We start from the raw sequence: 21191 nt of genomic DNA, 5'->3' as shown, positions 1-21191 counted from the left end.
TCTATTTTTTAAAGTAATTGACACCATTTTGGAAAATATTTTGTAACTTATTTCCGTCAATATTTTGGAATAAGCCATCTTCATAACGCTCACTATGTCCCATCTTACCGAAGATACGTCCATCAGCTGAAGTAATACCTTCGATTGCATAGCTGGAGCCGTTGATATTGTATTCGCCGTTCATTGTCGGATTGCCATCTAAATCAACGTACTGTGTAGCAACCTGACCGTTTGCAAACAATTCCTTAGCGACTTCTTCACTTACCACAAATTTTCCTTCACCATGGCTCATTGCAATGCTGTGAGTTTCTCCTGCCGTAAAACCTGCTAACCATGGAGATTTATTTGATGCAATGCGTGTATAGGCAATGTGGGATACGTGGCGGTTAATATCGTTTCTAAATAAGGTTGGTGAATTTTCATTTAACTGCTTAATATCGCCATACGGTAATAGACCGGATTTAATCAAGGCTTGGAATCCATTACAGATACCTAAGATCAAGCCATCATTAGCAAGTAAGGTCTGAACCGCTGCATTTACCAATTCATTGCTTAAAACATTAGCAATAAACTTACCGCTGCCATCTGGCTCATCACCACTGGAGAAACCTCCAACAACCATTAGGATCTGTGCACTTGCAATCTTTTCGCTCAATTCCTTTAAGGAACGTTCAATGCTTTCAACATTCAAGTTGTTAAATACATAGATTTCCACTTCAGCACCCGCACGTTCGAATTGTTGCTTTGTGTCGTATTCACAGTTTTGCCCCGGGAATACCGGAATGATAACCTTTGGCTTATCGTATGTTTTACTTGCCTTTAAAGCAGTTGGTGCTTCATAAAGCGGAGTTTCAATCGCTTGTTTATCTTCGTTTACATGCATTGGGTATAAACCTTCATAACGCTTGCGCCAAAGTTTGATAGCTTCTTCTACGCTCAGCTTTTCGTCATTGATGCTTAATACACCGTCATCACTTACACGACCGATTTCCACAAATGCCGCATCTTGGATTTCCGTTTCACTTTCCACAAGGATACTTCCTAAAGATAAATCATAAAGCGGTTCGCTTGTATGAACATCAACACCAAGCTTATTACCGAAGGTTGCCTTACACAATGCCTCACTGATACCGCCAAACTTCACCGTACTGGCACTTAGAATTTTATGTTCACAAGCAAGCTGATACATTTTCGCAAAGTTTTCTTTCAGCTGTTCATAATTCGGTGTCATATTTTCCTTTGGTGTATGCTTCAACAAATAAATACGACTGCCGGCTTTTTTAAATTCACTGGAAATAATATTTTGTGTTTTTTCCGTAGTTACCGCAAAGGTAATCAGTGTAGGTGGTACGGTAATATCATTGAATGTACCGCTCATGGAATCCTTACCGCCGATAGCAGGAGTTTCGAATGCCAATTCCGCTTCGATCAAACCAAGCAATGCCTGCATTGGTTTTCCCCATTTTTCAGGATCATTATGCAGACGTTCGAAGTATTCTTGATTTGTCAAACGACAAGTTGCATAGTTACCACCAAGTGCCGCTACTCTGGCAAGTGCTTCGACTACGGAATAGGAAGCTCCTAAATATGGTGAATATTGAGATAACTCAGGGTGATACCCATGCGTCATGATGCTGCATGTATTTGTAAAGCCTAATACCGGAAGCTTCTGCACAGAGCCTTCGGTTTCACTTAACTGATACTTTCCGCCAAACGGCATCAATACCGTTGATTTTCCGATGGAAGCATCAAACATTTCTGCCAATCCGATCTGACATGCGACATTTGGCTGTTGAAGGTTTTCTTCCATGCTTGTTACCTTGCTGTGGAATGGATCTGTGGAAGTCAATCCTTCCTTCATGATAACATCTTGTAAACCACGGACCCCGTTGGTATCTAAGAAAGCACGTGAAATATTAACGATTTCTTCTCCATGGAAGGTCATAACCAAGCGCTTTTCTTCTGTTACTTCCGCTACGATACAGCTATCTAGGTTTTCTTCGTATGCTAACTGACGGAATTCTTCAAAAGCATCTTTTTCAATCAAAACCGCCATACGCTCTTGTGATTCACTGATTGCTAATTCTGTACCGGATAAGCCGCTGTATTTTACCGGAACCTTATCCAAATCAATCAACAATCCATCGGCAATTTCACCAACTGCCACACTTACGCCTCCAGCACCGAAGTCATTGGCTTTCTTAATCAAGCGAGTTGCTTTCGGATTGCGGAATAGACGCTGCAATTTACGTTCGATCGGTGCATTTCCTTTTTGTACCTCACTTGAGCATTTCGTCAAGGAAGTATCGTTATGTTCCTTACTTGATCCGGTAGCTCCTCCGACACCATCACGTCCGGTAGCTCCTCCGATCAATACAACGATATCTCCGGTTTCCGGTGATTTACGTACAACATTTTCTTTTGGTGCAGCACCGACAACCGCACCGACTTCCATACGTTTTGCGACATAACCGTCATGGAAGATTTCTTTTACATAGGTAGTCGCAAGTCCGATCTGATTTCCATAAGAGGAATAGCCTGCCGCAGCACCTTTGGAAATACGTGATTGCGGAAGTTTGTTTGGTAAGGTATCGGCAATATCTTTGGTAATGTCTCCGGCACCGCTGATACGCATTGCCTGATACACATAGCTTCTTCCTGATAAAGGATCTCGAATTGCCCCACCGATACAGGTACTTGCTCCACCAAATGGTTCGATTTCCGTTGGGTGATTATGTGTTTCGTTTTTGAACATCAATAGCCATGGTTCTTCCTTACCATCGACATCAACACTGATTTCAATCGAGCAGGCATTGATTTCATCACTGATTTCCATATCATCAAGCTTGCCCTGCTTACGTAAGTATTTTCCGGCAATGGTTGCCATGTCCATAAGTGTCATGACCTTCTTACCGCCATGTACCTCTTCTCTTAATTTCAAATACAATTCGTATGCCTTTTGCATAGAGTCCTGTAAGCTTCCGGCATCAAATTTGATATTTTGTAAAACCGTTTCAAAGGTTGTATGACGACAGTGGTCGGACCAATAGGTATCCAATACCTTTAGCTCCGTCAAGGTCAAATCACGTTGTTCTTCTTCCTTGAAGTATGCTTGAATATGCTTTAGATCCGCAAGTGTCATGGCTAAGCCTTGTTCCTTACGCAAATCCTCCAAGCCTTCCTCACTTAATTCACAGAAGCCATGAAGTACAGGTACCGGTTCGATTTCTACATCTTCTTCATAAGCTAAAACAGCTAAATCCTTTTCTCTGTTTTCTACCGGATTGATCATATATTTCTTGATGCGATTTACTTCTTCCTCACTTACGCTGCCATGCAATACAACGATACGGCCGCTTTTGATAACAACGTCTTGCTTGTTATTTAACAGCATCAAGCATTGCTGAGCACTGTCGGCACGCTGATCATACTGTCCCGGTAAGCATTCATAGGCAACGTATGTCTGATTGCTTAAGTCGATTTCATCATATACCTCATCGGTTACTTTTTCTGATAACACATGGGCGCATAACAGCTCTTTATCATGCTCATCACCATGAAATACGTCATATACGTTATAAAGCTCTACGTCCTTTAGACCTTGCAGGTTAAGGTTTGTTTTCAATTCATGAAACAAAGAATCGGCTTCTACACGATATGCTTCCTTCTTTTTAACAAATACGCGAAAATTCATACAATGTCCTTTCTATTCCACTTCAATTACGGAATCGGCAATTACTTTATCCGCCATCGCCTGTTTAAAAGCTTCTAGTTTTTTTGCTAATGCTTCATCGCTAAGCGCAAGCATCTGGACTGCCAAAATAGCGGCATTTTTAGCACCGGCTTTTCCGATAGCAACCGTTGCGACAGGAATTCCTCCCGGCATTTGTACTGTTGATAACAAAGAATCCATACCACCAAGCGCGCTGGTTTGAATAGGAACACCAATAACCGGAAGCGTTGTGCTTGAGGCGATAACTCCGCCAAGATGAGCCGCACCACCGGCAGCGGCAATAATGACCTTAATGCCACGATCCTTTGCTTCTTCTGCCAGCTTAATGACCTCATTCGGTGTTCGATGGGCTGACAAGGCATGAGCTTCAAATGGAATATCAAATTCCTTTAACTGTGCAAAACAGTTTTCCATAGTTGGCAAATCGGAACGACTCCCCATTAGAATTGAAACGAGCGGTTTGTTTGACATGTGTTCTCCTCCTTACAAATAAAAAAGTACATATTAATCCCGTTAATATGCACATGAAAAAACATTCCTTTTTTTATTTAATATAGCGTATCTTCTTAAGACCATAAGTAAGACCTCCTATAATAAATATAAAGGCGTACCTGTTTTCAAGCAAACAAGTACGCCTTTACATCTGTTATTCGATATAAAAAGCATAACCGTTCACTTGTAGCCCTCTCATTTATGGCAAGAGGCTAGAGACTTTTCGACCTTATTACGAAATATATACAAGTAATCGCCAATACAATCTTATTTTACTCTTTCTCTTTGTGTATTACAATAGCAAAAGGTAATTTTTACATGAAAAAACCAGTCTTGCTAAAGGACTGGGGTGTGAACTCAATTATTTTTACATGATTCCTAACTTATGTGTTTTACATGTACTACTGCATCGTTTGTTCAATGTATATAGTATAGCACAGCAAATGCAAAAATTATTTAGCATCGAAGGCTTCTATATTAGAAAAATCAGGGTATGATTCCCATTACAAACATAGAGATAACTGAGATTTTACTACATCTCTATATATTCTGAATATTTTTGCTTATCCTCCTCTGTTATTCTACGAATTACTTTACAAGGAACTCCTGCCGCAATTACTCCATCGGGTATATCCTTATTAACAACACTACCGGCACCTATGATTGTATTGCTTCCAATAGAAACTCCCGGTAAAACCGATACATTTGCACCAATCCATACATCATCACCAACGCTAATCGGCAGTGCTATTTCCAGCCCCTTTGCTCTTTGTTCGCGATCAATAGCATGCCCTGCTGTTGAAAAAACAACATTGGGTGCGATAAATACATTATTACCAAAGGTAACTTTAGCTCCGTCTAATATCGTGCAATTATGATTTGCATAGAAATTATCTCCAATCGTTATATTACTTCCGTAATCACAATAAAAAGGGGCTGTGATCACAAAGCTTCCTTTTACACAGCCGATTATTTTTTTCATAATTTCAATTTGTTTTTCTATATCTGATGGCTTGCATTGATTAAATTCATAGCATAAATCAGCACATTTTATTCTACTTTCTATAATTTCTCTATCATTGTTGGCATTATATAAACAGCCTGCTTGTGCTTTATCCCATTCCTTCATTATATTCCTCCTGATACAATCCAATACACCTTAATACATTAAGTTTGTATATCGTTACAACAATGAAATCTGTTTTATACTCGATTCCTTGCGCTCATGAATATGATCATCTTCTTCAATTCTACCGATTAATACACTGCTGTTTGGATCATGACACTTCATGCGTTGTAAAATCGCTTTGCTGTCATAATTTGCGTAACAATATAAACAATCATGTGCACAGCAATTATAATCTCCGATGTCTACCGTAGCCAAGCAATCGCACATGGAACGTACACCTTTATCGGATATATGCGATAAGGAATGTTTCGCAATAGCTTCCAGATGGTTACGTTCAAAGCATGCACCTTGTGTTATTCCATACATGGATAAGTCAATTTCCTCCGCACAGGTCTGAACATGAAGATGATACTTTTTCGCAATCTCGCCAAAGCTTTTTCCTATCGCCAGCATATCATCTGCTCGCATCGTTTGCAATCTCATTCTTGCGATATTCTCTTTTGTATTTTTATACATATCAACAAAGGAAATAATAATTGTAGAAACATATCCGTCTAGCTGTTCACAAAGACGTTGGAATGCTTTTCTATGATATTCTAAGGTATAAGTATCACTTAAAAAAATAGGATCGTAGCGAACAACAACATGTTCTTTTCCTAATTGCTTTGCTAGAAATCGAATTGCTTTTAAAATTTCTTTTTTGTTTGGCAGTTGTTCGATTTCTTTATGATAGGGTGTTAAAGTAACATGAAACAGCATAGGAAAAGGAATTTGCTTGATATAAGAGAGAATGGGCAAAGGATTCTTTGTACAAAACGCAAGTACATCAACACTTTGTTCGTTCAAATAAATACGTGATAGCTGATGTGGATCGTATGGATTTCTCACATCAACAAAACCTTCTTCAATGCGTCGTAACAGCCACTTGCTGTAAAAGGCAACAATATCACAGCGACCGCTTGCCAAAAGTATCATGTGCTGTACCTCCCTCTATCCATTTTTTATTTTAATGTAGTTCTATTTGTACTAAATTGTTGATTTTTCTAAAAGTATCAAAAAGATCTTCCAATGTTTCATCATAATAATGATTATTTCTTTTATATCTATTAAAATTATCGCAAAATACTTTCGATTCTGATAAATCACGCAATAATTCATCAAAATCTAATAAATTATTATAAGTGTTTCTATCTTTCGATACTTCGATTATTGTTTTAACTAATAATTTATCATTGATTAAATGATGATTATTTTTATACAAATAATGAACATCAAATAAATCTCTTATACGAGTATTAAATTCTCCTCTATCAAGAGTAGTTTCATACTTTTCAGCAATGATGTTTTCGATAGGATAGCTCATTACCTTAATATCTTCCTCATTAACAAAACTACGTAGCTTTGTTTCTATACTTCTAGGATATACCAAGGTATTATTCGAAACATCTAACTTGAAATGTATTCTTGTTTTTTCATAAACAGCATCAATCATACAACTAAATCCAGAATAATGATCATCTAATTGCTCTTCTTGAATATTTACAATTTCATAATTGAAAAACTTTTCGATTTTGGTGTTTATTATTGATTCTAAAATTTCTTTAATTTGATCTATATCATAAATTGTTGAGTTAAACGTAAAGTCAATATCTCTGGTTTTTCTTTCATCAATTCCCAATAATGCCGATACAACAAAACCACCTTTTAATATAATCGAATGTTTATATTTAGATTCACTAATCATTCTAGCAAATTCTTCTAAAATATAGCGTTGCTGCATATCCTGTACATCGATTCCGTTTTCTTTCGCTAATTTTTTTATTTTACTCTTCCACTGGTCAATGCTTGAATATTTCATACTTTCTCCTTATATGATTATGGCTTCACATATAATTCTATAATACTCATCATTTTCTGCTGAATATTTAAAAGCTTCGATATTTTCGATAACTTTCTTAAATTTGGTTTTCCTCTCAAAAAATAATTCTGTAATCCCTGAATATATACCTGTGGATCCATACGATTTTTGTTTTTTACAATATCACAAATGGTTCTTTCTATATCATAAACATAAATCGGATTTCCTTGTGGAGAATTCAATATGACTACATTATTATCCAAAAATTCTTCTTTAACATAATATACTTTAAGTTTTTTATTCCGTACATGATATCCGCTTTTTGTTGTAACACTTAACGGATTTGGAAAACGATCCGTTAGATTGTGAAGGTACAATGCGGTTTCATTACTATAAACGATATACGAATTGTTTTTTTGATAAATATGAAATTCATCATCTATTTCATTATGTAACCTATACAACCCCTTTCGAACACGATACAAAAAACCTTTTTTCACCAAATTCATAATTTGGTACTTTGTATAGCCATTTTCTAAAAGCATCTTACAACTAACCACATGGTAATCATTAAACAGTTTTTCTAGTTTTTTATCCATATATTTTCCTTTCGTACGTATATTTTATATTATTTATGTACAAATGTAAACTAATACTTATAACAATGATATTTATCGGATATACAAAAATTCACCGTTTATTGATATTTTATCTATATCCATCTTTACTATTTCTTCTATAACTGTCATGTGTGATAAACTTGAAAAATAAAGACAATCTTATTCCATAATGCTATACTGTTCTTAGACAAATATAATACTTGAAAGGATTCATATTATGAAAAAAGAACTGCAACGAATTTTGCTCATTAGCGTATTTTTAATTATCGGTTGTGTAATCGGTTATTTCCTAGCTATTTATCAAATCCATCAATTTAACGATCCTGCGTATATCGCTCTTTTGACTCATAAAAATATGACGGTTCCTCAACCTATCGGAATAGTGCCTTTCACCATTTTATTCGGCTTGCTTTTTTCCGGTATTCCAACCGGTTTGATATTCTTCTCTCACATTAGCCGTAATTGGTTTACTGTGCTTGCTCCTAAAATTATCATCGCCTTTATTACCTTTCCTATTTACACCCTTGCCGGAGCAATCAGCTCTATTCCGTTTATCATTTACAACGCTTATCATTTGATAAAGGATAGAAAGTAGTATAGAAAAAGAAGCAAATTACTGCTTCTCTACATAATACTTTGATTGCATTTCATATAATTCAAAATAATAATTCTTCAATTCCATTAGTTCATTGTGATTTCCCTGCTCTACTATTTTTCCATCTTTAAATACCAATATTTGATCACAAAATCTTGATGATGATAATCTATGAGAAATATAAAAAGCCAATCGATTCTCAGTTAATGCTTCAAATGATTGATAAATCTCATATTCTGCCCGTGGATCTAAAGCAGCAGTCGGTTCGTCTAAAATAATTAACGGTGTATTTTTATATAAGGCTCTGGCAATCGCCAGCTTTTGCCCTACTCCACCCGATGGTTCAAATCCCTGTAAATCAAAGTCTTTATGAACTTTGTTTTTTAATTTATTAGGTAATAGGTTGTATATAAACGATTAAAGGAGATTTCAATTTTTGTGAAATATCCTTTTACAATTAGAAATTGGGAAACATAGAATAGGGAATCTAGGTTATTGAATTTTATTTAATTGAACTCTATTCTTTTTTATCATCAATAGTTTTAATCTCGAAATAATTTAATTCATAAGATTTTATTTTTCCATACTCAAGAAAAATTGCAACGCATCACCGGTTACGGCAATATCCGGTTTACTTCCTATTTCATCACTTTTACAAGCGTCCATTCTAAATACGATATGTGTATTCGGCAATTCAATCAACATAGGGTTCAAAAAATCCCCTCCGCTTCCTTTTGTATGTTCTCCTACACTAACTGCATAGTTGCTTTCCTTAGCAAACTTTACAAATGTGTCAGCTGACGAAAAGTTTTTACTGCTTGTTAATATATACCTTTTGGGGAAATTATAAATATTCTGAGATTCTATCTTTTTCTCAACTTGAATTTCAAAATCATCTTTTGATTGATGCAAAATTGCGTCCTCAATTTCCTCTTTAACATAAGATAAAGAAATTTCACCTCTACCTGTAACTTTTTTATTATATTCATAATCTTGATCTGATGTCATTGCAACAAGATTTATCCAATAGGAATCTGCTCCTCCGCTATTTTCTCTAATATCAAAAGCTATACAATCTCCATCATAGGTAGCTAAATATTCTTTTATGATTTTCAGATCATTTTCTATTAAGGAATAATCAAAAGAATCTATTTTAATAACCAACACATCGTCATATTTTTGAAAATGAACGTTTTCTTTATTCTCTCCGTTTTGATTTTCATACATGGATTGCTTTACCTTATCAAGGGTAGTACCTGTTAGGCTTGACAGTTAATCATACGTAGCTTTGACTTCATTATCATTCAAAATTTTATAATTGTCATTTTCAAGTGATATTAAACGATCCTCTAACGCCATATCATACGTAACTTGATGCAAGTAATATTCCTCTGCATTTAAAATAAATAAATGTCCCAAGCCGTTGTATGGTTTCACTATTGATTTTAGAAGCTTATAAAATTCTTCTAAGCTTTCGCAACTTTGTGCGGCTTCTAAATAAAAATCTTTCTTTTCATCAAAATTCAAATATTCTTAATATGGATAATTTTCTTCAACAGTATTTATAAAATATTTCATATCCTTTAAATACTTATTGTTTTCTTCATGTATCCTTAAATACAACAAAAAGCATAGTATAATGAGAATTGTTAATATAGCCAAAACAGATTTCTTTTTATATATTTTCATAGTTTTCTCCCTCATATTCTACCGATTCACAACTGAATCTAGTTTTAAAATATTATATCATTACCTACCAAGCTATTAGCTTTCCTCTCATGATGTTAATATACCATGTCATATTTAAAGATACAATAAATTTATCAGCTGCGGAAAAACCTTATAAACATTAACAAAACTGACTCCATTTTTTTGCTCATAAAAAAGCTTACTACCTCTTATACGATAGTAAGCTATGTTATATACAATTTATGAAACTTCCCCATGCTCCTCTAATTTCAGCTTTGTTGCCGGCAATGTGAAATAAAACATTGCGCCATGTGGAATACGATCCATTACATGAATCTCACCGCCATGAGAGTGAACAATGGACTTACACAATGCCAAGCCTAAACCAAGACTTCGCTTGCTATCGACAATCTTCGTATTACCACGATAAAACTTATCAAAAATATGCTCTTTTTTATCATCGGGAATACCTGCCCCATCATCGTAAACCTCAATCGTAACCATATCTTCCTTTTGATAAGCATGAAGTGTGATATTAGAACCTTGCGGTGTATATTTGATTGCATTATCAACCAAATTGATGATGACCTGAATAATCAAATGAGCTTCCATATCTGCCATTAACAAATCATCATCAATCTGTACATGAAGATGATGTTCCTTTTTCTTACGACTGACATGCTTCAAAGCTTCGTATAAAATATCTTCAATCATCTGCGGTTCCAGCTTTAATCGAATAGCTCCCTCCTCCATACGTGTAATGGATAATAGATTTTCAACTAGATTGATCAACCATAAGGAATCATCGTAAATATCTTCATAAAGCTGTAAGCGATCCTTTTGAGCTAATTCCTGCTCCTTACTGACAAGCATATCGGCATTGCCGGAAATCGAAGTCAGCGGTGTTCTTAAATCATGTGAAATAGAACGCAACAAATCAGCACGCAGCTGTTCGTTTTTCGCCCTTAGCTCACTCTGCTTTTTCTCATCGTTGATATGTTCGATTTCCAAGGCAAACGCAATTTCACCTAAAATAGCCAATAAAATATCATTTTCATAGGAATCCAACTGTTCCTTATCCAAATAAATTCCCAATACCCCATATACATTATGATCGGCACGAACTGCCAAATACAAATACTTCGAATTTGGAAGATAATCGGTAGAAGCACCGCCATGACGATTATGTTTTGCAACCCATCTTGCGACATGAATTTCATCGGATAATACATCTTTGAAATGCTCACTTGTTTGTGGTGGATAAACATACACCTCTTGTAGCTCATGCTCACTATATGGATAAAAAACAATATCACGCTTCAAAAGCTTATAAAGCTGTTCGCACCCCTTTTGAATAATCCCCTCTTTGGTTATTTCCTTTTGCAGCATTTGATTGGTTTCCAATAAAATACGGGTTCTTTGCGCAATAAGGGCAGAAAAGTGCGAATTTTGTTGAATCTTTGCCGCAAGCGTACTCGTTACAAAAGCAACGGTAAACATGATCACAAAGGTCATCGGATATCCGGAATCGTATGCCGATAAGCTTAAGAGCGGAAAGGTAAAAAAGTAATTAAAAATCAATACGCTGATAAAAGAAAAAATAATGCTGTAAATACGATTAGCTGTAATAATGGCAATCAAAAATACTGCTAATAAATACAGCATAATAATGTTGGAATCATTAAAGCCAAGCTGAAAGAAAAGAAAGCCGATAAATGTCGAAAGCGTTAAGATCAATAAACTAAGATATAGCTTTTTACGCTCAACGTGCATATTCACAAACCTTCCCATCGTTCTTTTATGCTCCTGCTTCATCATTTGAATCCTCTTTGGTATCCGTTACTCTTATCATTTTATATCCGACTCCGATATGCGTTTGAATATATTTCTGCATGCTGTTCTTTTCGATTTTCTTACGCAAAGTCGTCATATATACACGCAGAGAGGATAAATCCGATTCCATGGCATTGGTCCAAACCTTATCTAAGATATATTGATGGGTCAATACTCTACCGACATTGTGTGCCAAAAGACATAATAAATTGTATTCGATGGGCATTAAGTGCAGTTCTTTTCCCTGGAAATATACTGTCCTTGAAGGATAATCAATCTTTAAATCACCGTTTTCAAAGGCAATTTCTTCTCGCTGACTTTTTTGATTTTCCAAAAATTGTGCTCTGCGCAAGGTAGAGCGTACTCTGGCAAGAAGTTCCTCTACACTAAAGGGCTTGGTTAAATAATCATCGGCTCCGGCATCAAGGGCTGCAATTTTATCCTCATCATTGGTACGTGCACTTATGACGATGATCGGGGTTGTAGAAAACGTTCGCAGCTGATCGATGATTTCAATACCGTCTTTATCCGGTAGCCCCAAATCCAATAAGACAATATCATAATGATGGGTTGATAATGCTAACAAAGCGGTTTTTCCATTTGCGGCCAAATCATATTTATACGCATTGGTTTGCAAAGCCGTAGCTATTAAATTACGAATCGGACCATCGTCCTCTACAATCAAGATTTTTATATTTTGACTCATCTTCCTCACCTGACTTTTGTTTTTTATTGTTTTTATTATAGCACCCTCTTAACACCTATGTCATTAACGATGTAAGCATTCCTATACATGCCTGCGCTTTATTTTGATACTTAGGAAAAGCTAGGCAGCTGTTCAATCAACGATACATTTAGCTCCAATACATTTACATATTGCTCCCCAAAGACAGACAACAATGGCTGTTCGGTATGTTTATCAATTAACTTTTCCAACTCCTGTTTGGAAAGTCCGGTATGTTTGGCAATGCGATCAATTTGAAATTTAGCTGCTTCTACGGAAATGTGCGGATCTAAACCGGAACCGGAGGCTGTAATCATATCATCGGGTATATCCTCTTTTTTCATTGTCGGATTGTCCTTTAAAAGCTGTTTTACATCTTTTTCAATGCGCTTTTGAAGCTGTGGATTGCTTGGTGCGTAGTTGTTGCTTCCGGAAGCAGGTCCACTGTATGTCTGCTTTTCTAAATCCTCTTGCGTATAGGTATTATACTTATAAGCAGAAGGACGACAATGAAATAAGCGCTCATCACTGAAATCTTGACCAACCAGTGCAGATCCAACCGCTTTTCCATCATATTCTACAACACTTCCATTTGCCTGCTTAGGAAATACAAGTTGAGATACTGCGGTAAGCGCCATCGGATAAGCAAATCCACAAAGTAAGAACATCGCACAGGATACAACAAGTGCAGTTCGTATATTTTTCCATATCTTTTTCATAACAATCTCCTTTATAAGCCAAGTAATAACAATAGCGGTGAAATCATAAGATCAATCAGCTTAATACCGATAAAAGGACAAATCACACCACCTAATCCATAGATCAGCATATTTCTTCCCAGCATTCGAGAAGCACTCATCGGTTTGTATGCAACTCCCTTCATTGCTAATGGAATCAAGCATGGAATAATGATGGCATTGAAAATCAGGGCAGATAATATAGCACTGGAGGAGGAAGTCAGCTGCATGATATTCAAGACTTCCATTTGCGGAATCGCTGCGGTAAACATAGCCGGAATGATAGCAAAATATTTTGCGACATCATTGGCAATAGAGAAAGTAGTTAAAGATCCACGTGTAATTAACAGCTGCTTTCCGATTTCTACGATTTCCAATAGCTTGGTTGGATTGGAATCAAGATCGACCATATTGGCAGCTTCCTTAGCAGCCGTTGTACCGCTATTCATCGCAATACCGACATTAGCTTGGGCAAGTGCCGGAGCATCGTTGGTACCATCACCACTCATCGCAACGATTTTTCCCTCTGCCTGCTCTTTCTTAATAGCATCAATTTTATCCTCCGGCTTACACTCGGCAATATAACCATCAACCCCTGCCTCTGCTGCTATCGTGGCAGCAGTCAATGGATTATCACCGGTACACATAATCGTTTTAATACCGATTTTACGTAAACGCTCAAAACGCTGTGCCAAACCCGGTTTAACAGTATCCTTTAAATAAATAACACCTAAGACACGCTCATCTACACATACAACAAGCGGTGTTCCACCTAGCTTAGAAATTTGATTGACCTTTTGTGTAAGATCCTTAGGAATGGTTCCATGCTTTTGTGAAATATAAGCACTTATAGCGTCCTGTGCCCCTTTACGAATCCTATGTCCGTCTTTTGTATCAATTCCGCTCATTTTCGTAGCGGCACTAAATTCCATTATTTCAACATGCTCATAATCGCTTTTACAAATCGTACTTCCAAGCTTCATAGCAAGCTCTACGGTTGATTTTCCTTCCGGTGTATCATCGTAAAGCGAAGCCATGCAGGCAACATCAATCAATTCCTTTTCTTCTACGCCATCTACGGGAAGAAATTCACTTGCTAATCGGTTACCAAAGGTAATCGTTCCGGTTTTATCCAAAATCATGGTATCGACATCACCGCAAGCCTCCACTGCTTTTCCGGACATCGCAATTACATTAAAGCGTGTAACCCGATCCATACCGGCAATGCCGATTGCACTTAACAAGCCACCGATCGTAGTCGGTATCAAGCAAACCGTTAAAGCGATCAGTGTAGATATCGAGATATGAATATTTAAGTAGGCTGCCATCGGATATAAGGTAACGATCACAATCAGGAAAATAATCGTTAAGGAAACCAACAACGTATTTAATGCTATTTCATTCGGTGTTTTCTGTCTGGAAGCCCCCTCTACCAAGGCAATCATTTTATCAAGGAAGGACTGTCCCGGATCTGATGTAATTTCGATTTTGATCCAATCCGATACAACAAGTGTTCCCCCTGTTACACTGGCAAAATCACCACCGCTTTCCTTGGTAACCGGAGCGGATTCTCCGGTGATTGCGGATTCATCAATACTAGCAATTCCCTCGATAATTTCACCATCACCCGGTATGATTTCACCTGCCTTTACAAGCACGATATCTCCTTTTTTTAAATCATTGGAGGAAATCGTTTTTTCTTCACCGTTTTCCAAAACAACTCTTGCTTGCGTATCCTTTTTGGTTTTCTTCAAGGTTTCCGCCTGTGCTTTGCCACGTCCTTCTGCGACTGCCTCGGCAAAATTGGCAAATAATAAGGTAAAAAACAAAATGATAGCAACAATGCTGTTATAAATACGTAAGGAGCTTCCTTGATCATGAAAGAGATGCGGGAAAAAGATCAGTATTACACAAATGATGAATCCGACTTCTACCACGAACATAACCGGATTTTTCATCATATAGCGTGGATTCAGCTTACGAAAGGCTCCTTTGATCGAAGCAGTTAAAATATCCTTGGTTATCAGCTTTGATTTGTTTGCTTTGCTCATGCTATCTCAACTCCTTTTTCCTAGATGGTTAAAAATTCGGCAATCGGACCTAATGCCAAAGACGGCAAGAAGGTCAATGCGGCAAATATATAAACAACGACAACAAGAATGATCGCAAAGGAAGCAGTATTGGTTTTTAGTGTTCCGATTGTTTCATTTACTTCTGTTTTTTGCATCAAGCTACCGGCAATACCCAGCTGAATGATAATTGACATATAACGTCCTAAAAACATAACCACACCACATGCTAAATTCCAAAACAATGTATTATCGGCTAACCCTTCAAAGCCGGAGCCGTTATTGGCTGCCGATGATGCAAATTCATACAATATTTGTGAAAGTCCATGATAACCCGGATTGCTTATGCCCTCTAAGCCTGCTTGTGTAGATACGGCAAGTGCACTAAAAGCTAAAATAAGCAGTGGGTGAATAATGATGCTTAAAGCTGCCAGCTTCATTTCCTTTCCTTCGATTTTCTTACCTAGATATTCCGGTGTTCTGCCAATCATCAAGCCACAGATAAAGACTGCCAAAATCGCATAGATTAGCATATTCATTAAGCCGACTCCCGCACCGCCGAACACCACATTCAACATCATGTGCAACATTGGCACAAAACCACCAAGCGGTGTCAAGGTATCGTGCATATTGTTTACGGTTCCGGTCGTAAAAGATGTTGTTACCGTTGTAAATAAGGAAGATTGCGCTACTCCGAAGCGTACCTCTTTACCTTCCATATTCCCTGCTGTTTGAGAAATACCCACAGCCTCCACAGCTGAATTTCCTTGACTTTCGCTATAAAAACAAAGACCCAATCCGATAACAAATAAGACAGACATTGCAACAAAGATTGTTCTGCCCTCTTTACCAAGCCACACACGCTTTTGTGCAGGAGCTTCACTGATGGAAAGAACCCCTTCCTTTACTTTCTTTTCTTGATGTTTATCGTATGCCATACGACCAAAGACAAACACACAAGATGCCGGTAAAAGCATCATGGAATAGAGTTCGGCAAGATTGGTAAGAATGGTTGGATTTTCAAGTGGTGTTGCGGAATTGGCTCCTAAAAAGCCACCACCGTTTGTTCCTAAATGTTTAATAGATTCTAGCGCTGCAATCGGTCCGCTGGCAATATCCTGTAGCTTTCCTTCCAGCGTTGTAAGTGTCATATTGGAAGCTAGATTTTGTGGTACACCTTGCCATACAAGGAATAAACCGACAAAAAAGGACATCGGCAATAAAAAGCGAGTAATGATACGTATGAAGTCAACATAGAAATTCCCCATTGGTTTTCCTAATAAGCCACGTATCATAGCCATACATGCAGCATAGCCACTTGCTGCCGAAGTAAACATCATCATAATAATCACTAACATCTGTGATAAATAAGATAAGCCGGATTCTCCTGCATAATGCTGAAGATTGGTATTGGTCATAAAGGAAATTATCGTATTAAAGGATAAGGCTTCCTCCATGCCACCGACACCATTTGGGTTTAAAAGACTTGTAGCTTGTAGTCTTAAAATCAAATAGCCAACAAAAATCAAGCAGGCATTCACAAGCAATAACGATAAAGCATATTTTTTCCACCCCATACTCGCTGTATGTATTCTTAATACCTTATAAAGCGTATTATCTATGCGATCAAAGAGCGGATCGACAAAGCTCTTCTTACCGGTAGCAATATGATAAACATAATTTCCTATCGGAAAGATCAAAATAAGAAAGATAAGCAATGTGCCTATGATTTGTAACATAATATTCCTCCCTCAGTTAAAATTTCTCAGGATTGATTAGCGCATATACTAAGTAAGCAGCTAACAATACAATAACGACACCTAATATCCACATAGCTATGACCTCCTACTTTTTAATAATTTTATCTACATAGCTTACAAAGCCAAGCATGGCGAGAAACGAAACCGCAAGCATGGCAAGCATGCAAAGATCCATCAATGTCATAAGCTTTCCTCCCTTATACCTACTGCTTTCATAGGTTGCATCAATTCTAAATCAGAGGATATAAAAACAGGATTAAAAGAAAGTCATGGAATATTAAAATCGCATTAAAATTGATACCCTCTTGCTTTTGGTTTTATTTCCTTCGTGTAAAATAAGAGGTATATAAGGAAGGTTGAGAGCATGCAAAGAAAAGGAAGATTAAAAATATTTTTCGGATATTGCGCAGGTGTGGGAAAAACATATAGTATGTTAAAGGAAGCACATGAAAAAGCGCAGGAAGGTGTCGATGTCGTCATTGGTTATATCGAGCCTCATGATCGTAAGGAAACAATTTCCTTGATTGATGGCTTAGAACAATTAGATAAAAAAGAAATACTGTATAAAAAACATCGCTTTTATGAATTGGATCTGGATTTGGCTTTACAACGCCACCCAAAGCTTATCCTTGTTGATGAGCTGGCACATACCAATGCAATCGGATCGCGGCATAAAAAACGATATAGTGATATTGAAGAACTGCTGCGGGCAGGAATTGATGTTTACACTACGATCAATGTTCAGCACTTGGAAAGTTTGCATGATACCGTTGCGATGATTACACGCATTCAGGTGAATGAAAGAATACCGGATCATATCTTTGATGATGCCGATGATGTAAAACTTGTGGATATTGAGGTTGATGATTTAATCCAACGTTTAAAAGATGGAAAGATTTATCATAAGAATCAAACCAAACGGGCTTTGGAAAATTTCTTTGTTAGAGATAATCTTATTGCGTTAAGAGAAATCGCCATGCGACGATGTGCCGATCGAATCAATCTGATAACTTCTACTGCGAACAAAGCATTTAGTAAGGAGCATATCATGGTATGTTTAGGCGCTTCCCCTACCAATCAAAAGGTGATTCGTACAGCTGCTCGTATGGTACAAGCCTTTCATGCGGATTTTACAGCTTTGTATGTGGAAACCTCCCAAGCGGATTGGATTACACAAAAGGCAAAAAATCAACTGCAAGCAAACCTAGAGCTTGCTCGTCATCTCAAAGCAGATATCGTTTCTACCTATGGTGATGATATTGCTTATCAAATCAGTCAATATGCTAAAAATGCCCATGTATCCAAGCTTGTTTTAGGACGCTCTTATCAAAAGCCCTCCATCTTTCGTAAAACAACGCTTGTCGATCAGCTATCCAAACTGGCACCGGAAATCGAGATTTATATTATTCCCGATCAGCAATCCGGCGCAATGAAAAAAAAGTACCGTACGCTCTTAAAATCCAAATTCAATATGCAGGAAGCGATTATTACTATCACCGTTCTATTGGTAACGACATTGTTTGCCATATTTCTTGATTCCTTTCATGTACATATTACAAGTATCGTTTTGCTATATGTGCTTGCTTCCTGTTTCATCGGTATGATGACCTTTTATCCGTTGTATAATCTTATCGCTACATTCCTGTCCTTGTTATTGATTGATATTTTCTTTGTTGAACCACGCTTTTCCTTGCTGATGGATTCCAAAGAGTATCCGATTATGTTTTTGGTTATGATGATCGTTTCGCTTTCCATTAGTATGATGGGACATCGCTTAAAGAAGGAAAAAATGCTTGCCTCCTTGCATGCGCATAGTATGGAGGTCATCTTACAAACAAGTCAGCGCTTGCAGGTATTAAATACCTATCATGAAATTATGGAGGAAACCTGTTATCAGCTCTTTCAGCTGCTGCATCGTCCGATTATCTTTTATCCTGTCAAGCATCAGGAGTTACAAGATGGTGTTTTATATAAGGCTTGTGATTTCCCCGCTATTAAAGAGCAGCTAACCAGTATTGAAGAAATAGCAGTTGCTAAATGGGTATTTACAAATAATAAAAATGCCGGTGCGACCACAAACACATTATCACATTCTAAGGCTTTGTATCTTGCCATTCGTAAAGGCAGCTGTGTCTATGGAGTTGTCGGCATTAGGATCAATACAAGCAATGATCTATTACCTTTTGAGAAGAATTTATTAAAGGCAATACTTAATGAAACAGCACTTGCGATGAGTTCGATTGCACAACAATGACAGCTTAATACCTTAATAAAAGACACCTTGCGGTGTCTTTAATGTATTTTTGATTTTCTATTTAATTGCTACTTATTTTTATATTCCGCTTATAACAGTTCCAATATGCAGGCAATGGGAAGCATCAGAACAGAAACGATGATAAATAATAGGAAAAGGCTTATCATCGGTAAAATTATAAAGGAAGATAAGATAAACAGTGTTTCATGCTTTCTGAAATAAAGCTCCATAGAAAACAATCTTGAGGTTAGAAAGTGCTTCATTGCTAAATGAAAGCTATGTAATGATATAGAATGGTTCATACTCTAATTCCTCCTTACACTATTATTATAAAATAATAGAAATAAAAGTAGGATTAAAGTAAGATAGATCTTATTAAAATAAGATTAAAAGACTGTATGTTAAAGTAGATAGCTATTCTTCTATAAGCAAGCCCTTTTCTCTCATTTTCCTATAGAACAATTCCATTCTTGTTTCAAAGCCCTTTGCTATTTTTTCGATTTGTTCATCAAAAAGTTTGGTATATGTTTGATATTGGAATAATAAATGCTTAAACTCTTGGCTTACAGCTTTTAATTTTTCAAACTGTTCTGTTCTAAGTGGTATTGTGAATAATTCTAATAAAGTCTCACTTGTTATAAAATGATCTGTAAAGCATTTAACTTCTCCTTCGTTCCAATCCCAATAGGGTTCGGAAATATTTGTATTATTGCTTCTTCCGGTATCAAATATAGGACAAATACTCTCCCATTCTAAGGTTTCTACATTGCGAATAATACCAAAATTAGTTAAATGTCTGTCTTCATTCAACATGATATAATCCAGCATAAACATCTTCTGTAAATATTCCTCTGCTCTTGGGATATTATGTTTTTCCAATTCATCTAAATAGATATAATAATCTTGAAAAGTTCCGCTTAACTTCTGATTATGTTCAATCAACTCATACGCCGGTATAATTTCTTGATTCTCATTGATAATACATTTACATACACTGACCAACGTATTTTGTCTTTTATTTTGGATTGTTTTTAATTCATAAGGTATGTAAGGTACTTCTAATATCTCACAGATCATAGATGCTATTACTTCATTGATCGGATCAAAATTATAAAGTGATGCACTTGCTTTATATAAATAATTTTCTCCATTGATTTTAATCCATGCCTTTTTTAATTGTCCTCCAGTCGTATTATTAGGAGTTTCTAAACTACTTAGAGCAGTGGTAATTTTTTTAGTTAAAGTAATGTATGCATTATTTCCATAATTTGCATCAAAAAATTCATGACTGTCATAATCATTTGTAAAGTAATTTATATTTTTCCAAGTAATAGAGCTATGGATAGGCTTTAACCAATATTGATCTGATAAGGATAAAGCAAAATGCTTATTTGCCAATTCTTCACTACTCTCTACATCAATATTCTTTAACAATTCATACTTATTCTCTCTTGAATTGGGTATGATTCTATATCGAAACCATTGATTGATTTTATCTAATGTTTTTTCCGGAAAAGAAGCGATAGCATTTTTTATCACGAATGGAGCATAAGCGGTATTTATCAACTCTAAAATTGCTATGAATTTATAAGTTTTATCATCTTGCTCTACTACCATGACCTCCGTATCTTTATTCATCAAAACATATTTTGCCACATTACCAACTCCTATTTTCTTTAGTATATCATATCAGGTTGA

Annotated in this window: 19 protein-coding genes and 1 riboswitch; of the genes, 2 read left to right on the top strand and 17 right to left on the bottom strand. The window is 36.5% G+C overall.

Annotated elements, in window-relative coordinates; all coding sequences use genetic code 11:
- Position 1: 1 nt before the first annotated feature.
- The 6 genes from EUBDOL_RS04205 to EUBDOL_RS04180 form a co-directional block, all read right to left on the bottom strand.
- On the bottom strand, positions 2-3694 hold the full coding sequence (locus EUBDOL_RS04205) for a phosphoribosylformylglycinamidine synthase (RefSeq protein ID WP_004798838.1): 3693 nt from the start codon (positions 3692-3694) through the stop codon (positions 2-4).
- Positions 3695-3706: 12 nt separating this feature from the next.
- A complete protein-coding gene (gene purE, locus EUBDOL_RS04200) occupies positions 3707-4204 on the bottom strand; it encodes a 5-(carboxyamino)imidazole ribonucleotide mutase (RefSeq protein WP_022419883.1) in 498 nt (165 codons plus the stop codon).
- 188 nt (positions 4205-4392) lie between these two features.
- Positions 4393-4494: riboswitch (purine riboswitch) on the bottom strand.
- Positions 4495-4757: 263 nt separating this feature from the next.
- Positions 4758-5354, bottom strand: coding sequence for a sugar O-acetyltransferase (locus EUBDOL_RS04195; protein WP_004798835.1), 597 nt, complete (start codon positions 5352-5354; stop codon positions 4758-4760).
- A gap of 54 nt (positions 5355-5408) precedes the next feature.
- Positions 5409-6329, bottom strand: a complete 921-nt coding sequence (locus EUBDOL_RS04190) for a DUF1848 domain-containing protein (protein ID WP_004798834.1) — start codon at positions 6327-6329, stop codon at positions 5409-5411.
- Between the two features lie 31 nt (positions 6330-6360).
- Complete coding sequence (locus tag EUBDOL_RS04185) at positions 6361-7212, bottom strand: nucleotidyl transferase AbiEii/AbiGii toxin family protein (protein WP_004798832.1); 852 nt, start codon at positions 7210-7212, stop codon at positions 6361-6363.
- Between the two features lie 17 nt (positions 7213-7229).
- Positions 7230-7811 (bottom strand): type IV toxin-antitoxin system AbiEi family antitoxin domain-containing protein, encoded by a 582-nt coding sequence (locus EUBDOL_RS04180; protein ID WP_004798831.1) that lies wholly within the window; start codon positions 7809-7811, stop codon positions 7230-7232.
- Positions 7812-8049: 238 nt separating this feature from the next.
- Here EUBDOL_RS04180 and EUBDOL_RS04175 point away from each other — a divergent pair, with 238 nt between their 5' ends.
- Entirely contained in the window at positions 8050-8427 is a 378-nt protein-coding gene (locus EUBDOL_RS04175; protein WP_004798830.1) for a hypothetical protein, read from the top strand.
- 18 nt (positions 8428-8445) lie between these two features.
- Here EUBDOL_RS04175 and EUBDOL_RS11940 read toward each other — a convergent pair whose 3' ends face one another.
- The 9 genes from EUBDOL_RS11940 to kdpF form a co-directional block, all read right to left on the bottom strand.
- Complete coding sequence (locus EUBDOL_RS11940; RefSeq protein ID WP_083781335.1) at positions 8446-8838, bottom strand: ATP-binding cassette domain-containing protein; 393 nt, start codon at positions 8836-8838, stop codon at positions 8446-8448.
- Between the two features lie 162 nt (positions 8839-9000).
- On the bottom strand, positions 9001-9654 hold the full coding sequence (locus EUBDOL_RS04170; RefSeq protein WP_004798825.1) for a S41 family peptidase: 654 nt from the start codon (positions 9652-9654) through the stop codon (positions 9001-9003).
- 45 nt (positions 9655-9699) lie between these two features.
- Positions 9700-9954, bottom strand: coding sequence for a hypothetical protein (locus EUBDOL_RS04165; protein WP_004798824.1), 255 nt, complete (start codon positions 9952-9954; stop codon positions 9700-9702).
- A gap of 402 nt (positions 9955-10356) precedes the next feature.
- Entirely contained in the window at positions 10357-11934 is a 1578-nt protein-coding gene (locus EUBDOL_RS04160; RefSeq protein ID WP_004798820.1) for an ATP-binding protein, read from the bottom strand.
- Positions 11915-12655, bottom strand: coding sequence for a response regulator transcription factor (locus EUBDOL_RS04155; protein ID WP_004798819.1), 741 nt, complete (start codon positions 12653-12655; stop codon positions 11915-11917). Before EUBDOL_RS04155 ends, EUBDOL_RS04160 begins: the two co-directional genes overlap by 20 nt.
- Before the next feature lie 110 nt (positions 12656-12765).
- Positions 12766-13392: a potassium-transporting ATPase subunit KdpC gene (kdpC, locus tag EUBDOL_RS04150; protein ID WP_004798817.1), complete on the bottom strand. Its 627-nt coding sequence runs from the start codon at positions 13390-13392 to the stop codon at positions 12766-12768.
- An 11-nt stretch (positions 13393-13403) separates the two neighbouring features.
- The gene (gene kdpB / locus EUBDOL_RS04145; RefSeq protein WP_004798816.1) at positions 13404-15461 is read right to left on the bottom strand and encodes a potassium-transporting ATPase subunit KdpB; all 2058 of its coding nucleotides are present in this window, start codon (positions 15459-15461) and stop codon (positions 13404-13406) included.
- A 20-nt stretch (positions 15462-15481) separates the two neighbouring features.
- Positions 15482-17218, bottom strand: a complete 1737-nt coding sequence (locus tag EUBDOL_RS04140; protein WP_004798814.1) for a potassium-transporting ATPase subunit KdpA — start codon at positions 17216-17218, stop codon at positions 15482-15484.
- Between the two features lie 16 nt (positions 17219-17234).
- Entirely contained in the window at positions 17235-17312 is a 78-nt protein-coding gene (gene kdpF, locus EUBDOL_RS11935; protein WP_083781334.1) for a K(+)-transporting ATPase subunit F, read from the bottom strand.
- A gap of 291 nt (positions 17313-17603) precedes the next feature.
- On the opposite strand from kdpF, the gene EUBDOL_RS04135 reads away from it, so the two are divergent.
- Complete coding sequence (locus tag EUBDOL_RS04135; protein WP_004798813.1) at positions 17604-19493, top strand: DUF4118 domain-containing protein; 1890 nt, start codon at positions 17604-17606, stop codon at positions 19491-19493.
- An 89-nt stretch (positions 19494-19582) separates the two neighbouring features.
- Here the strand turns inward: EUBDOL_RS04135 and EUBDOL_RS04130 are convergent, their stop codons facing one another.
- Both EUBDOL_RS04130 and EUBDOL_RS04125 read right to left on the bottom strand, forming a co-directional pair.
- The gene (locus EUBDOL_RS04130; protein WP_004798811.1) at positions 19583-19795 is read right to left on the bottom strand and encodes a hypothetical protein; all 213 of its coding nucleotides are present in this window, start codon (positions 19793-19795) and stop codon (positions 19583-19585) included.
- Positions 19796-19907: 112 nt separating this feature from the next.
- Positions 19908-21149, bottom strand: a complete 1242-nt coding sequence (locus EUBDOL_RS04125) for a HipA domain-containing protein (RefSeq protein ID WP_040463055.1) — start codon at positions 21147-21149, stop codon at positions 19908-19910.
- Positions 21150-21191: the final 42 nt, after the last annotated feature.

Source organism: Amedibacillus dolichus DSM 3991, assembly GCF_000154285.1.
Classification (GTDB): domain Bacteria; phylum Bacillota_I; class Bacilli_A; order Erysipelotrichales; family Erysipelotrichaceae; genus Amedibacillus; species Amedibacillus dolichus.
This window is presented reverse-complemented; position numbering and strand designations above follow the sequence as displayed.